The sequence below is a fragment of the Acinetobacter sp. GG23 genome, from assembly GCF_057766365.1.
Genome location: NZ_JBYMDJ010000001.1, coordinates 336,704 through 351,503 on the forward strand (window position 1 = coordinate 336,704; position 14,800 = coordinate 351,503).

Sequence of the window (14,800 nt, forward strand, 5' to 3'; positions counted from 1 at the left end):
CCCTCGAAGAAGGAAAACATAATGATCGCAACACTTAATAAATCCAAAACTGCGCTAACGATTAATCGTCAAGAATTTAAATTAGCATTAGAAAAAATTGGCACAGCAATTGATAAACAAATAGCCTCGCTTAAAAAAGCCAAGCAAAGTTATGACGCTGCGGAGATGGCACGTGAGGTCATTAGTGAGGCAAATATCTTTGAAGCGATTATTGAAGGCTTTAACGAAGCAGAAGAGACCAATCTAAAGCTAACTGACATAACCAACCTTGAAGTGGCCCAGGGATGGATAGATGAATTTTTAGAAAAGTATTCAGATATATAAATTTTTAAAAAATAATAAAACTGCGAACCCGATGCAGTCCTTTAGAACAGATCGGGAGGGGGTAAAATGCAAGTAGATAATACGGAATTAGATAAATTAGTGATTAATGAGAATGGCTCTGCTATGTTTTTTGCATCGTATAGGGCTAGATTCACAATTAATGAGCCCGTTCCAGTTGATATAGCCATTAAGAGCCTGAAGAGTTTTGAGTCACTCTTAGAGAGGACACGACTGTTAGTTTCAATGGCTATGGATAATATAAATATTGAGAGCACGGAAGTGTTTGTAAAGGAGGTGGGTGAAGGAAGCTTTATTGTTGATTTTTTGGTAAAATATGTCATTGGTGAAGAAAATCGACAAAAAGCCGAAGATATTTACGAATCTACCGTAAGGAATAATGAGAGAGTGAGGACCGTTGTGGCTATAGGAGTTGGTGCTGCACTCGTGGTAGGTGCTCAAGCCTTACACTCCAACCTTTTCCCTTCTGCTCCTCAACAGCCAGCTATTGAGGCATATAATAGCGTCATTATTAATGCAGCAGGCGATGTTAATATTTCCCCAGAGCAAATTAAAGAATATCAAAACTCTCTGAAAGACTCCAAAAAATTAGCACAAGAAACCGTTAACGCCTTAGCTCCAGCTAGATTAACGCCTAACAGTGAGATTGAAGTTAATGGATTACAGAACTTAACAGTACAACCTGAATTCATTAATAATGTACCAGAATCATATCAGCCACCAATTCCAGATGAACGAGAAGAGCCTTACTCAAATATAGATATACTTATTTTTGCTAGTGACAAGGATAGATCGGAAACTGGCTGGGCAGGCAATATACCGAGTTTATTTAGTAAAAGAGTTAAATTTATTCTTGGTGATGATGTTCAGCCTAATGCTTTGCATGGAACAGTAAAAATAAAAGCTGATATATTAGTTAGAGAAAGATTCAACAAAACGAAAAGAAAATACGAACCTTATGAGGTTTTAATTTTAGCAACAAGCTAGCTCTGATATTTTACCAGCCCACCCCAAGCGGTGGGTTTTCTTTTATAAATTTTTGTTTATACTCAATAAGCTATCAATTATTAGAAGACAAATATGAAAATCAAAGCCATTATATTTGTTCTATTTCTCACTATTCTCGCCGGATGTGAGGACCAGCATAAAATTGTTGATAATTTTGAATCTACGAATGCGGATTCAGTAATAGCACAAGTTCAACTTACACAATCAAATAAAAAAATTATTAGATTTGTAGATGAGCTTTATGATCCAAATACATCTGCACATGTGCGTACTCAAATTCTATGTAAGAAGTATCCAGATGAGTATATAAAAAATTATATGCCTGCCTTATTGCGACTTTCCCCTAGGGAAAATATGAAGTCTGAATTATTGAATGATTTAGATTCTATTTTGGAATATTACAAAATACATTTCAAAATCAAATGCCAAGATTAATCTATATAGATCCACCTAAACTATACTTTAAGAATTAAAACAAACTAAATTAGCCCGCTCTATACGGGTTTTATTTTTTATTAAACATAAAGGTATATTTGTAATACACTTTTTATATTATAGTTAACAAGTTTTTATTTATCTCTCAAAGCCATGACATTTCATCTTTTTTTACTAATAGTGAATATCACAGCCATAGTTTTACTAATTTTATTTTTGAATAAGAAATAAAAGGAATCTTAAAACTGCACTCCAACCCATCCCTGTGATGGGTTTTCTTTAACTTAAATAAAACCCTAAACAAAATAATAATACACCAGGTAGCATACATAAGAAGCCAACAGCTTTTGCATCGTGAGTATTTGCTACATTGTTTTGAAATATGTGTGGACCAAATATCATCCCTGTAAATGCCACAATAAAACCCACTATAATTAGAAACGCTGACAAAATTCAATTCCCCACTTAAACAATCTATTTCTTAAATAGTTTTATCACTATAATTCATTCATCAAGAACTAGAAAAACCCATCATGAAAACAAAAAATCTTCTAGCTACACTGTTTTTCATCTTTCTTACTGGCTGCGTCAAACAGCGTGAACAAGCATTACTTGAGCCATCAACCAATCAAACTATTACAGCTCAATTTGAAAATTCAAATGATAAACTCCATCAGTTTCTAGACCAACTCGACGATCCAAATACAGCACAAGATGTTCGTATCCAAATTCTATGTAAAGACTACCCTACTGAATACAAAAATAATTACATGCCAGCTTTAATGAAGCTTTCACCAGGTGAATACACGGAAGGTAAATTGATAAAAGATTTAGATATAGCATTGGATTACTACAAGAAAAAAGACAATATTCAATGCTAAGAAAACTGAATTAAAAGCCTGCCTAGTGCGGGTTTTCTTTTGTATAAAAAATATTATAAGTGTATATAAAATACACCTTCCCGATTATAATTCAACCTTAAGTCCCACACATTTTGAATTATGATCACACTCTTATCTCTTCTGATGGTTAATGTCACAGCTATAGTTGCAACCGTAGTATTCGCCAACAAGTAGTAAAGAATCCCTAAATCAAAACCCATCCTTTGGATGGGTTTTGTGATGTTGATTGTTAATACAATTACTCTTCATCCCCATCGAAAACGTACTCTACCTTCCCGGCCTCCATTTCTTCAATTGCATCCTCAATTTTGTGTTGCTCTTCCTCTGGTAACAGCTCAATCTGTAAAGATTCTCTATATTGTAATGCTTCAGCTTTTAGGGTGAATTTTGCCTGTATCCCTTGATCCTCTAAATATTTTTTAACACCTGCTAATGGTGTCTTGAAAAACTCTTTCCGATAATTAACTTTATTTACCCGTTCATGATTAAAGTGATGGTGAAGTTTTTTCTCTAACGCAGGCGCATCATCACTATAAATCATCGCATGAACATCAAATGTAAAGGGTACAGAGGCATCACCTAATTCACGAACACGATCCAATGGTTCTAAGCGTCTTGTCATGCCAAGCTTTAGTACATCCTCGCCAAATGATCCTATATTTGAAATTACATATACATGACCAGCTCGTGTCTGTTGTGCCATAGATATAGCTCGCTGATTCTTATCTTCAGCCTCTTTTAGCTTTAACATTAAGTCATTCATTTTTTGATCATATTTTGATTTTTGATCATCTGAAGCTTGCTCAAATTCTTTTCTAGCTTTTTCATATGCTTTTTTCAAAAAGTCTTCTTCTTTACTTGCCTCTTTTATGGCTCGCTCATACTCCTTTCTTGCCTTTTCTTCTTCGCGAATTTGTTCACGAATCTCTCTTTGTTCTTCACGCTCTCTTTCTTTAAACTCTAAAACCAATGCAGCCCACTTAAGTTCTTCAATTCTTAGTGCTAAATAAGAGGGATTGATTCTGGCATTTCTAAAAGCCACGCCGTAATTATTAAGAAGCAAATAATCTTCTTTTAATGCTTCTGTTAACTTACCAACATTATCATGCCTTAATCTTGATACATGAACGTCAGCCTTACTATTAAATGCGTTAGTTATAAAAGCAATAGCTGTTGCTTTTCTTACCTCCTCAACATAATCACATTCAGCAACAACGCCTTGCTTAATAGCTGTCTTGATCTCAAACTTAATCGTTTTTAATCTTTGAGCAGCATCAAGATACTCATAACCATCTATTAAATCTTCTAGTATTGCTTGGTTAGGTAGTAAATATTCATCACTATAACCCTGAATTTTATTCTCAAGCGCCTTATTAATCTTGCTTAATTCGAGTTTCCGTTGTGCTAAATCGTAGTACTCTCCAAGGAGTTTTTGCGCTTGATTTTCAACTTCAGTTTTTGCCTTTTCAGAATGATCTTGTAAGAAGGCTTCCACAGATTTAATCTTTGATTCTATCTCAGATTTAACTAATTCAGACTCAGCAACAATTGTTCTCTTATATGTTTCATAGGAACGTAACTTGGCTTCCTTTTCTAATTCCCAATCATTTTTGGACTTAGTTATTTTTGCCTCTGAATTTTCCTTTTCGATTTCAATATATTTTTTAATATCTACAATTTCTTGGTACTTTTCTAATTCCCCCAAGCGTTTTTCTAAATTCTCTTTCTGGTTTAAAAGTCCTGTTATCTGTCTATAATCACTACTGGACTGTGCTTCATTTTTAGTAATAGCAATTGATAATTTTTTATTTTTTTCAATTAATTCACCTTCTTTGATTTGTAATTCTTTATTTTTTATGAAGAAATAGTAAACCATTCCCCCTAACCCAATTGAAACTAAAATTAAGAAAAAAACCATACGGAAACAACTATTCAAAAAATAATCAATTTTTTATCATTTTTTAAATAAAATCAAATATTAAAATAAATATCTAAGCTCTTAATATCTGATCTTTAATACCTCATCCCATTCACACCACAAATAAAAACAAGAACCAATAATTCAAATTTAAAAATAAAAGAACTATTGGTTCTTGACTTAATTGAACCAATAGTTCATATTTATCTCACAGACAAACAAAAAGCACACCGACCTGAGAATCAAATGTGCTTTTGCTAACTAGCGAGGTAATTATGACCCAAATACCATCCCACAGTCAAACCCCTGAGTTTGGCCACATCCCATCAACAGGGATTCTTCGTCAGCAACCACCATCAAGTGTGCAGATTGCTAAATCAAATAAACGTGCTAAAGCGAAAGCCTGGATGCAGGACACCTTAGCAGTTGTGGTGATTCTAGGAACTATTGGCTCAGTGCCTTTCATGGTTCGCAGTTGTTCAGATGATGTGGATCGTCAAGAACAAAATGCGGTTAAGCATCAGTTGCAGGCTTCTAATGGAGGGAATCGCTAATGACGACTTCTACTCAAAAATTCGCTGAATACCTTGGTGGTTATGAACAAAACCGTATGTCTATGCGCCTTGGCCACACTGTTTACGTTGAACAAGGTAAAGACATCTTTGCTGAAAATCGTAAAACCGATGAACTTCAAAAAGTAACTTTAGAAGAACAAGTGGCTAAGCCTTGGATCCGTCAAAACTTTGAACGTGAACGTGCTTTTCAACGTCGTAAAGCTTTCGCAATTGGTTTGCAAAGTTCGCATATTCCATTACATGAACGTCGTGCGTACAAAAAACGTATGGGCTGGGTTGGGGCTTAAGGGGAATTATCATGACTGTATTTTTTAAAAAAGCTGAACGCAAAAACGCAAAACTACGCCTTGCCCTTGCTGGTCCTACTGGTTCAGGTAAAACCATGGGTGCCCTACTTATTGCTAAAGGTATTGGGGGCAAAGTAGCTGTAGTGGATACAGAAAATAGTAGTGCTGAGTTATATGCAGATGTAATGCAATTCGACACTGCAAATATTCAACCTCCTTACTCACCTAAGAAATTTATATCAGCAATCGAAGCTGCTGAGAAAGCTGGCTATACCACTGTAATTTTAGACAGCATCACTCATGAATGGTCAGGTGTTGGAGGCTGTCTAGAAATGGTAGATGCTTTGGGCAAAGGTAAATTCAAAGGTAATACTTGGGGTGCATGGAGTGAAGTAACTCCAGAACACCGTAAATTCATTGATGCCATGCTTCATTCAAGCATCAATATCATCGTTACCATGCGTAGCAAAATGGAAACGGTTCAGACCAATGACGGCGGTAAAAAGAAAGTCGAAAAACTAGGTCTTAAGGCTGAACAACGTGATGGGATTGAATATGAATTTACGACTGTTCTCGACATTACTCATGGGGATAATTACGCCATTGCCACAAAAGACCGTACTGGCTTATTTATTCAACCCGAAAGAATTACCGAACAAACAGGCATAAAGCTCAACCAGTGGCTGTCTTCAGGATCCGCCGATGCAACGATTAACGGTAATCAAATTCTAGAGCTTGAAGCGCTCATGATTGAAGCTGGGATTGATATTGAGAAATATTGCACTAAGCGGAAATTAAATAGTCTCCAAGACGTGCGTCAGCAAGTTTTTGAAGAAACTTGCAACAGTATCAAAAGAATCATTGAGCAAAAAGTTAAGTCGAACCAAGAGTCTGAAAAGCAGATGCAGCAGGAACATGAAGCCTTACTTGAAGCTGATTATCAAAAGGCATTGGCTGCTATTCAAAATGCACAAGGTGCAAATGATCTTAAATATCCTGCTGAGTATTTCAAAGGAGGTAAATACGAACAACAAATTTTAAATGCCTGTCAGGCAAAGATGGACATGGAAGGATGGTCAGCATGAATATTTTAAATAGTACCGAAGCTTTTGAAGCAATGATGGCTGGCCGAAATATTCTGTGCCGCGCTATTGGTGAATTTATCGAATTTGATGATATCGATCAGTTCCCTGCCACTATTTTTGCCAAACCCGGTTATGAGTTCTGCATCAAGATCGAGACTATGGAATTAGCAGGTATCACGTTTGCTAAGCCTTTAACACTTGATGATGTTAAGGAAGATCAAGAAATCTTCTTGGTTTACCCTGATCATGTTGCGCACACTAAATACACCACACTGTGCCGAAAGTATTATGAATGTGTACGTAATGGTTTCGCACAGGCGGATCAGGAGAATGCTGAATTGCAGCTACAAGCAATTGGTAAGCTTTTTGGTCGAACCATTGCTTACCCTTTGACGATAGAAAGCCATATCAAAACCAAAAAGAAACGTTTAACTAAAACTAAGAATGATGTGGACCAGACCAGCATGCCAGCTGGTCCTGGTACCAATACACCAAATATTGAAAAACAGACTGAACCAGAAATGATTCAGCCTGTTGAAACAACCACCGAAGCCACCTCAGTTTCTGTAGAAAAAAAGACATTTGAAAGCCAGTCGAATATTCAGATTACTGAGCAAGGTCCAGTTACTGCAGTAGAAGATAGTTTGACTGAGGAGGTTGAAACCGATGCAGTGAAATTGGTTGAGAAGTTCACAGCTCAAATTAATGCATGTACGTTAGTAAATTCAGTTTTAGCTCTACGTCCAACATTCTTGGCCAATGGTCATCTTGAACGTGAAGACCATCAATACCTATGCAAACTTGTTGAAGAAAAATGCCTTGCTCTAGATCCTGAACAATATACACCTAAAGCTCAACCACAATCTGATGGTTTAGAAATTGATGAGCTTAGACGACTACAGATAGAAGCTGAAAAACTTATACAACATGATAATGACTCTACAGAAAAAGCGGTTCTAGTGGATGAAGATGTTATTCATCAAGAATTACTTAATGACTTACTTGATCGAGTGGCTAAATCAATTTCACCTGCAGAGGCAAATGATCAAATCAAGTTTACAAAGTCATGGACCACTGAACAACGTAAACCTTTAATTGTGGCTATCAATAAACGCCTAGTAGAACTTAATCCTCCTAAGACTCAATCCTCACTCGCAGTCCGTATTCAAAAAGCTGAAGACCTCACTGAACTGGATAGCTTAGAGATTGATGTCTCGGCATGTGATGAAGAGATTCAACCGCGATTAATGGAATTGGTTGAGAAGCGTCGTCTTGAGTTGGATCCATTCACTGCAGCGATTGGAGAACCTTAATGAACTTTAAATACTCCACGATCACCCGAACACTCACAGTGTTCGGGACCAAGATGACACACATATTTAGCAATGTAGGCATTGGTGAAATTGAAGATCTAATCACTGATGCAAAGTTTAAAGAAGCAACATGGAGAGGATGATGGAATTTGATCATGCTCAGTTTCTCTGGTGCACGAACTGGTGCAAAGAACAAGGTTTGAGCCCATACGATGCAACCAATTGGGCAGTAGCAAAATTTGAATACTTGAAGGTTCACGGTGATAACCATGACTAAAGTAAAAATTAAATGGGCTTCAAACTGCTTTAACTGTGGCCATGATGAAGCAATTGTATTTTCAACTGCATCTGTAGGCTTATTTCATGATGGTGATGAAGTTAAGTGTTGCAGCTGTGGTCACAAAGGTTCAATGGATGCTAATGGCGAAGATACAGATATCTATTGGGATGGGGGTAGTTTTGAAGAATTATCGGAAGTGGTAAAGCAAAGTTTGCGGGAGGTACCATGAACGCCAGAGAATATTTTAACAAGCACGGATATAAACACTGTAAATCAGCATGTATACAGAATGGTTGGTTAAATACAGGTTTTTGGGTTCAGTTAAAACGCCTTGTTGAAAGTCATGAGTTGGTTGGTCGCTTCGGTGGGCTAAAAATGGCTAAAGGTATTGCAGTCATTGATGATAATGAGTCGTACCTTGGTGAGCGGTTTGGGCCTTGTGATGAACTAAAACAAGCCATCGCAGATGTCGAAAGTTGTCTTGAAGCGGAAAAGAAATTGGAGGGATTGTGATGAAGAAGAAAATTGAACAAATGACGCAGCAAGAAAAAGATGAGCGTTTAAATCGATTCTTGAATGCACCTGAGCAGCAGTTATTTCCACAAGAAGATGTTGCTATTTATCTCTCTTGCTCAATTCATACTTTGCAGCGTTTGCGTTGTGTGGGTGGCGGTATGCCTTACGCCAAAGTCGGTCGCTCTGTTACTTATAAAAAATCAGATGTACTTGCATACCAAACCCAACAAACCGTCATGAATACAGCTCAACTTGCTTCTTAGTCGAAGCAGTTGAGTCTACCCTGATACACGGCTTCAATATCATTCATTGCAAGCCGTAATTTTTTTATAGAGACCTGAACATACCCACCTGTTACATCATTTTTAGCACCTGATTTATGATTAAGTAAGCGCTTGATTGTGTATGGACCATAGTCCAAGTTATTGCAGATCGTTGCAAAGGTTCTTCGTAAATCGTGAAGTGAAATCTGAATACCGGTCTGCTCACCTATTGTTTTTAGCAAGCCTTGAGCACCGGATACATGTTTTGCTGATGAGGCAGCTAAAGCAGAGCCTGGGAATACGTAATCATTCGCTCTCAATTCATACCGCTGTTTAATAATCTCAAATAAGTGGTCACCCATAGGTAGTAAGTGGTCATCACCGTTCTTTGGATCCTTAAATACAAACAAGCCTTTTTCTATGTCCACATTTTCCCATTTTAATGTTTGTGCTTCATTGCGACGGCAACCTGTATACATAATAAATAGCACAAGATCACGTGTAGCATTTTTCGAAGCATCCTCATAAAGCGAGCGCTCAGTAAAGTAATTTAGTACAGCATTGTAATAAGTGTGAATATTCGACTCATCAAGATGGCGAGTTCTAGATTTAACTTTATTCCATCCGCGTTTTGCAGGTATGACATCAACAGGGTTATGTTTAAGGATTGGATCTTCATCAGATGAGCAATGAACCTGTGCAAACTTCCAAATTGAGCCAAACATTTTTAAAGTTAAATTTGCTTGAGTTGGACTGTATTCGGTTAATTTAATGAAGCGCTCAAACACATCTTTCTTTGTGATATCGAAAATAGGCTTCTCTTTCCAGTCAGCTAGAAAAGAATCGATAGAATGGTTATAGGTGGTTATTGAGAGAGGTTTAAGTTTGCGCTGACTAAGATAAAGTTGGAATGCTTGCCCCAATGTCATTACCCCATTAAGCGTATCTTTCTTTTTCTCATAAATGCCATTGGAGATATCAGACAAAATAGCTTGAGCTTTTTTTCTTGCTTCAGCTGGCGTGATTTCGTTTGTCTTACCAAGCGTCACACGGAAAAGTTTACCTTCATGCCGACGCTCTATAATATACGATTTGCTTTTTGTGGTGGCTCGGACAGCGAAACCGATTAAATCTGAATCACGATAGATGGCTTGTCCTTTTTCTGTCAATGCAATAGCATCAACATTGGATTTGTTGAGTTTCATTTCAGGCTTTAATTCAAATTTGACACTTGCATTTTAAGCCTGAAATTACTCAACAGTCTACATATAGTCTACACACCGATTTAAAATGTAGATAAAAATCAATAAAATATTATATATAACAATATCTTACTAAAATTCATCTTTTTAAATTATCAGAATCTCCAATTATAGAATACGTCTATTGCTCGTTCTAAGGATTGGCTCGCTTCTAAATACAATCGCTTGTTCATTTGATAACGTAAAGTCAACTTATTCACGGGTGTAAATACACCTACACCATAACGAATAAACAAATCTGGCGTAATATAACCCGTCACACTGACTTGAGTATCATCACCCGTTCCTTGGGCATCAAGTGCTAAACCACTCAAGCCAAAAGTACGACCAATTTGATTGGTTAAGGCACGTGTACCCCCCAAGCCCATACTAATTCCTGCGGCAGCAATAGTATTGTTTACATCTGACTTAAAGCCTTCTGACTGACTAATACCGCTGGTACCCTCATTAATACGACCAGTAATAATGGCATTTAAAGCTTCTTGTTCAGATAAACCCGCATCGTTATAGACCTGAATATTTGGGCTAGTAGCTGTTCCCGTAACCCGCACTCCTACAATACTTCCTTGTACACTTTTATTGGCATCAACATCTAAGGTTGGGTTATATAAAGGTCCATTAAAACGGGCAATCGCACGATTCAAATCCAGACTTTGCCCATAGGCTTCAATTTTTACCTTTTGACTAACACCAATTGCACCATTGGCACGCATTGCTGTTTCAAGTCCGCGTTGTGATAAGTATAAACGTCCGAGTAGTGGAATACGGCTATCAAAACCTTGGAAAATCACTTGATTGCCTAAATTCACTATCACGTCAGCACGAATATCCCATGGTCGAGCCGCTCTTAATATCGCGAGCTGATCTTGTCCTTCATGAACAACACGTACATCTGATGAAACATTGACTACTGGAGCCGAAGCTTCAGGCATTGAAATTAAGGCACGTGGCACTTCAACCTTGCCATTTAAGCTTAACTTTTTCTTGAATGGCAAAACATCTAAAGTTAAATCTGGAGTGACTACTGCCGTAATTAACGGTGCTTGGCGAATCAGCAGATTTTCACCTTTTAAATGCAATTGAATACGCGGATCATTTTTCCAGTCTATATTACCCGTTAATGCCCCTACACCTTGACCACTATTAAATGCGCCGTTAATACTGGCATGATCTTGTCGAATAGATGAATACACCTGAATATTGTTTAAATTCACCGGCAATGAAATCATACTGATAGCACCATCTTTCAGGCGCATTTCACCATTAAATAAAGGTTGAGTGAGTGTTCCTGCGATTTTCCCTGCAAAAGATAAGGTTCCAGCGAGTGACCTAATATCTTGAATAAAGGGTTTAAAGACTTTGAGTTGTACCTGATCGAAAGCCACTTCACCGCGCATTGGTTTATCAGCTTTATAAGGATCAATAATCACATTGGCATAACCGGTACCAATTTCCGGAGTTTTAACATCTAAACGAACCTGTAGACCTTCAGATACACTTTTCGCAATTAAGCCAATTTCGTTATAACTTAATGTTGAACCAATATCTTGTGGGTCTTCAGCTGCCAACCCAATCACACCATTGCGTGTTACCAGTCTTGCATCTATTTTCGGTTTGGCACCTTGTGCCCATGCTGCTTTTGCATAGCCATTCACCTTACCGGTAATTGCCAAACCTTCAGGCATAAATGCAGCAAAATCATTTAAATCGACATTCTGGGTAACAAAGGACACATTACCCTTGGTTTTACTGACACGAATCGGTTGATCGAAACATAACTGACTCTGCTGACTGGACCAGCAATGCGCACCGACGAACAACTCTGATTTCGCTGAACTGTAAATGACCGAGGCATTTTGACGTTGTACTAATCGAGCACGCAAAGAGTCAAAATCACCTTTCTGAATCTGCCCCAGCCAATCATTCTGTGCATTAAAACCACCCGCCAATTGCACATAAAATTTGGAAATTCGGTTTTCTGCCTGAACTTTCAAGATGTGGGCTTTACGAGTGCCTGCCAGTGAAATTTCACCTTTTTGAATCTCACGCGAACCATTACGTAAACTTTCCATTTTTGCCGTCATGAGCGTTGGAGTAAGTTCGGAGGTTGGCAATTCACCCTGTACACGTAATTTTTTAACACTGAATAAATTATTAAAACCAAAATCATCTACTGCCAGATTTGCAGTGGCTCGTAAACGTGGTTGAGATTGCACATTTAAATAGCCATAAGCACGGCCACGAAGCCCACTATAAATTTCATACAAAGCAGGTGCATTAATTTTTAATCTTAAGTTTTGTGCATTACCAGTCGCTTGTATCTGGTTTTTTGCATAGGACAGATACAAATTATTGGCTTCAAACTGTTTGGGCAAGAAGCCTTTTTGATTCGAATCAATCACCATTGCCAAATTCCCTGTTCCACGAACAGGTTTATTATTAATGATACCGGCCAAATTTAATTTTTCGATATTAATGCGTTTTAGGGTATCGGACCAAACTCCTTCAGTTTTCACATTACCAGATAGCTCACCACGTACAGAGGAAACAAAATAATGCGGTTTAAATCGAACCAGAGACGCATTTACATTCCAGCCAATGCCATTTTTAAGATTGACTAAACCGCTGGCAAAAATTTTACCTGCAATCCCTGAATGCTGTAATTCAGCAATTTTAATCAATTCAGGTGTACCTGAAACTTTAAACTTGAGTAAGCCTTCACTTGCCTGAATATGACTTGCATTCAGCGCACCATCATAATTCACAGCAAAACTTTTAAATGCGCCACCTGATTTTTGATCATTGAATAAAATGGCTGCAGTGCTACGTCCAGTTAAACGAACGGTTTCATTGTTATTTTGCTGTGCCAGACGACCGGTCAAGTTAATTGCATTTAAATGAATAATCTGCTGATTGGGTTTAGCAAAACCATCAGCCTTAACTTGGCCATTTAATAAGTTAACCGGTGCAGCATCAACCACGGTTTGCGGATTAAAATCTTTGGCGTTAACAATGGCATTCCATTTTAATTGACGTTTTTCAGTCGGCAACTCAACTTTTGCACTTCCGTTCAAGCTCCCTTTACCTGCCACGTAGCTAAAGCTTGGTACATTCAGATTATTATTTTTAAGATTGAGCTGTGCCTTATATAAACCTTCAGGCAACATGCCCTTGTCATGTTTAGTCACAGCAGTTGCAACATGAATATCCTGTTTGCCTTCTACCAATGCCAGTTGAACATCGCCTGATTTACTGCTCAACCAACCTACATAGGGTACGGCACGGTCAATATTTTTCCAGGCAACATTAAGTAGCATAGGATTTGGCTTTTTACCTTTTTGCTCATCTTGATCGAGCTTTAGGTTCCATGTTTCATAACGATCAAAATCAACCAATGCGCTCAAATGCATACCTTTATCTAAAGTGCCTTTAGAAGCGATTTTAGCATCCAGACTTGGCGGTAAAAAATCTTGAATCACCAGAGGAATCAGTTTGTCTTTTGGATTAATTTTGTCCAGACGACCCTTCATATCCCAAGTGACTTGGTCTTTCCAGCTCACCACACCTGCGACATTTACGGCGCCATTCATGAGCTGGCCATTTAAATTACTAATATCAAGTTGATGGACTAAGTCGGTATGCATGCTACCGTTATATTGACCTTGTGGAATATTTTTGCCACTTAAGTCCGTCGCAACATCGATATTTAAACGCTCGATATCACCATTAAATTTCGCTACACCATCTTTAGTAAACAGCTTCTGCTCAGTCATCAATGGCCAGTGATATTGCTTAAACTGCAATTCCCCAAACATCGGCACATGTTTACGTACCGGATGGACTACGACCCAACCGGTTAATAAATCCGGTGTATTGGTTGCTACACCCGCTTGAATGGTATCTAAGGTGCCTCTGGCAACGACTTTAATATCATGAATATTCAGGCTTTTATTCAGGGACGGTATATTTACATCAGCGACAGCATGTAAAGGATATTTACCTTCAAATTTCATATCTCCAGTCGCATTTTTTACTGACAGATACCCCATATCCATGCGGGAATCTTCAAACTTGAGTTCTGTACCTGACCAAAGTGCCTTATTTAAATGAATATCATTAAATTTAACGCTGCTCGTTGAGGTTTTAATCATTAAATGATCAATATCAGCGGTATCTAAGCGTAAAACAAAGGGCAAACGGATTACACTAAATTTAAAGGCTTCATCACTTGCCGGATTCTTGCTGATAATTTGCAGATTACGTACATCAGCACGATTTAGATGAATTTCTTTGTTTAAGATGGCACGCCAGCCCAACGTCACATCGGTACGATCAATTTTAACATCTACAGGTTTTAAGGTAACTAGGATATTTTTTAGAATAATGCCGTGTAAAAGATTACCGCTTTCATATTCATAATCAATAATTTTTTGGCTCTGTAAAACCCGGTCCAATAAGAATTTACTGCCTTTATCGGTAGTAAACATCACAGCAAAGGAAGCAATAAGTAGAACCAGCACTATAAGGAGTGTGACTAACACACTCCTCAAAATACGACGTTTTTTTGGCCGTGGTGTTTCTGTCTCTGGTTGCTGTTCTACTTCAGCCATAATG

Annotated in this window: 14 protein-coding genes; 11 read left to right on the forward strand and 3 right to left on the reverse strand. The window is 37.8% G+C overall.

Features of this window, described 5'->3' with window-relative positions:
• Positions 1–21 precede the first annotated feature (21 nt).
• The 4 genes from AC3CAU_RS01655 to AC3CAU_RS01670 all read left to right on the forward strand — a co-directional run bounded on the left by AC3CAU_RS01655 (position 22) and on the right by AC3CAU_RS01670 (position 2,666).
• Complete coding sequence (locus AC3CAU_RS01655) at positions 22–324, forward strand: hypothetical protein (RefSeq protein ID WP_447053175.1); 303 nt, start codon at positions 22–24, stop codon at positions 322–324.
• Between the two features lie 66 nt (positions 325–390).
• Positions 391–1,329: a hypothetical protein gene (locus tag AC3CAU_RS01660; protein ID WP_447053176.1), complete on the forward strand. Its 939-nt coding sequence runs from the start codon at positions 391–393 to the stop codon at positions 1,327–1,329.
• A 93-nt stretch (positions 1,330–1,422) separates the two neighbouring features.
• On the forward strand, positions 1,423–1,785 hold the full coding sequence (locus tag AC3CAU_RS01665; RefSeq protein ID WP_447053177.1) for a hypothetical protein: 363 nt from the start codon (positions 1,423–1,425) through the stop codon (positions 1,783–1,785).
• A gap of 533 nt (positions 1,786–2,318) precedes the next feature.
• On the forward strand, positions 2,319–2,666 hold the full coding sequence (locus AC3CAU_RS01670; RefSeq protein ID WP_447053178.1) for a hypothetical protein: 348 nt from the start codon (positions 2,319–2,321) through the stop codon (positions 2,664–2,666).
• Between the two features lie 259 nt (positions 2,667–2,925).
• Here AC3CAU_RS01670 and AC3CAU_RS01675 read toward each other — a convergent pair whose 3' ends face one another.
• Positions 2,926–4,605, reverse strand: coding sequence for an SNIPE associated domain-containing protein (locus tag AC3CAU_RS01675; protein ID WP_488368410.1), 1,680 nt, complete (start codon positions 4,603–4,605; stop codon positions 2,926–2,928).
• 275 nt (positions 4,606–4,880) lie between these two features.
• On the opposite strand from AC3CAU_RS01675, the gene AC3CAU_RS01680 reads away from it, so the two are divergent.
• The 7 genes from AC3CAU_RS01680 (at position 4,881) to AC3CAU_RS01710 (ending at position 8,924) form a co-directional block, all read left to right on the forward strand.
• Complete coding sequence (locus tag AC3CAU_RS01680) at positions 4,881–5,159, forward strand: hypothetical protein (protein WP_447053181.1); 279 nt, start codon at positions 4,881–4,883, stop codon at positions 5,157–5,159.
• Positions 5,159–5,467 (forward strand): hypothetical protein, encoded by a 309-nt coding sequence (locus AC3CAU_RS01685; RefSeq protein ID WP_447053182.1) that lies wholly within the window; start codon positions 5,159–5,161, stop codon positions 5,465–5,467. The genes AC3CAU_RS01680 and AC3CAU_RS01685 overlap by 1 nt, the downstream gene beginning before the upstream one ends.
• Before the next feature lie 11 nt (positions 5,468–5,478).
• Positions 5,479–6,552 (forward strand): ATP-binding protein, encoded by a 1,074-nt coding sequence (locus AC3CAU_RS01690; protein WP_447053183.1) that lies wholly within the window; start codon positions 5,479–5,481, stop codon positions 6,550–6,552.
• Complete coding sequence (locus tag AC3CAU_RS01695) at positions 6,549–7,865, forward strand: hypothetical protein (protein ID WP_447053184.1); 1,317 nt, start codon at positions 6,549–6,551, stop codon at positions 7,863–7,865. Before AC3CAU_RS01690 ends, AC3CAU_RS01695 begins: the two co-directional genes overlap by 4 nt.
• Positions 7,866–8,134: 269 nt before the next feature.
• On the forward strand, positions 8,135–8,374 hold the full coding sequence (locus AC3CAU_RS01700; protein WP_447053185.1) for a hypothetical protein: 240 nt from the start codon (positions 8,135–8,137) through the stop codon (positions 8,372–8,374).
• Entirely contained in the window at positions 8,371–8,658 is a 288-nt protein-coding gene (locus tag AC3CAU_RS01705) for a hypothetical protein (protein WP_447053186.1), read from the forward strand. Before AC3CAU_RS01700 ends, AC3CAU_RS01705 begins: the two co-directional genes overlap by 4 nt.
• Positions 8,658–8,924, forward strand: coding sequence for a helix-turn-helix domain-containing protein (locus AC3CAU_RS01710; protein WP_447053187.1), 267 nt, complete (start codon positions 8,658–8,660; stop codon positions 8,922–8,924). The genes AC3CAU_RS01705 and AC3CAU_RS01710 overlap by 1 nt, the downstream gene beginning before the upstream one ends.
• Here the strand turns inward: AC3CAU_RS01710 and AC3CAU_RS01715 are convergent.
• Positions 8,921–10,129 carry a tyrosine-type recombinase/integrase gene (locus tag AC3CAU_RS01715; protein ID WP_447053188.1) on the reverse strand — a complete coding sequence of 403 codons (1,209 nt, stop codon included), beginning with the start codon at positions 10,127–10,129 and terminating at the stop codon, positions 8,921–8,923. The two genes, AC3CAU_RS01710 and AC3CAU_RS01715, sit on opposite strands and share 4 nt — an antisense overlap.
• Before the next feature lie 152 nt (positions 10,130–10,281).
• Entirely contained in the window at positions 10,282–14,796 is a 4,515-nt protein-coding gene (locus AC3CAU_RS01720; protein ID WP_447053189.1) for a translocation/assembly module TamB domain-containing protein, read from the reverse strand.
• Positions 14,797–14,800: the final 4 nt, after the last annotated feature.

Bases quoted from the DNA above. Each gene is read 5' to 3' on its own strand.
- AC3CAU_RS01655 (WP_447053175.1), top strand. From the start codon at position 22: ATGATCGCAACACTTAATAAATCCAAAACTGCGCTAACGATTAATCGT.
- AC3CAU_RS01660 (WP_447053176.1), top strand. From the start codon at position 391: ATGCAAGTAGATAATACGGAATTAGATAAATTAGTGATTAATGAGAAT.
- AC3CAU_RS01665 (WP_447053177.1), top strand. From the start codon at position 1,423: ATGAAAATCAAAGCCATTATATTTGTTCTATTTCTCACTATTCTCGCC.
- AC3CAU_RS01670 (WP_447053178.1), top strand. From the start codon at position 2,319: ATGAAAACAAAAAATCTTCTAGCTACACTGTTTTTCATCTTTCTTACT.
- AC3CAU_RS01675 (WP_488368410.1), bottom strand. From the start codon at position 4,605: ATGGTTTTTTTCTTAATTTTAGTTTCAATTGGGTTAGGGGGAATGGTT.
- AC3CAU_RS01680 (WP_447053181.1), top strand. From the start codon at position 4,881: ATGACCCAAATACCATCCCACAGTCAAACCCCTGAGTTTGGCCACATC.
- AC3CAU_RS01685 (WP_447053182.1), top strand. From the start codon at position 5,159: ATGACGACTTCTACTCAAAAATTCGCTGAATACCTTGGTGGTTATGAA.
- AC3CAU_RS01690 (WP_447053183.1), top strand. From the start codon at position 5,479: ATGACTGTATTTTTTAAAAAAGCTGAACGCAAAAACGCAAAACTACGC.
- AC3CAU_RS01695 (WP_447053184.1), top strand. From the start codon at position 6,549: ATGAATATTTTAAATAGTACCGAAGCTTTTGAAGCAATGATGGCTGGC.
- AC3CAU_RS01700 (WP_447053185.1), top strand. From the start codon at position 8,135: ATGACTAAAGTAAAAATTAAATGGGCTTCAAACTGCTTTAACTGTGGC.
- AC3CAU_RS01705 (WP_447053186.1), top strand. From the start codon at position 8,371: ATGAACGCCAGAGAATATTTTAACAAGCACGGATATAAACACTGTAAA.
- AC3CAU_RS01710 (WP_447053187.1), top strand. From the start codon at position 8,658: ATGAAGAAGAAAATTGAACAAATGACGCAGCAAGAAAAAGATGAGCGT.
- AC3CAU_RS01715 (WP_447053188.1), bottom strand. From the start codon at position 10,129: ATGAAACTCAACAAATCCAATGTTGATGCTATTGCATTGACAGAAAAA.
- AC3CAU_RS01720 (WP_447053189.1), bottom strand. From the start codon at position 14,796: ATGGCTGAAGTAGAACAGCAACCAGAGACAGAAACACCACGGCCAAAA.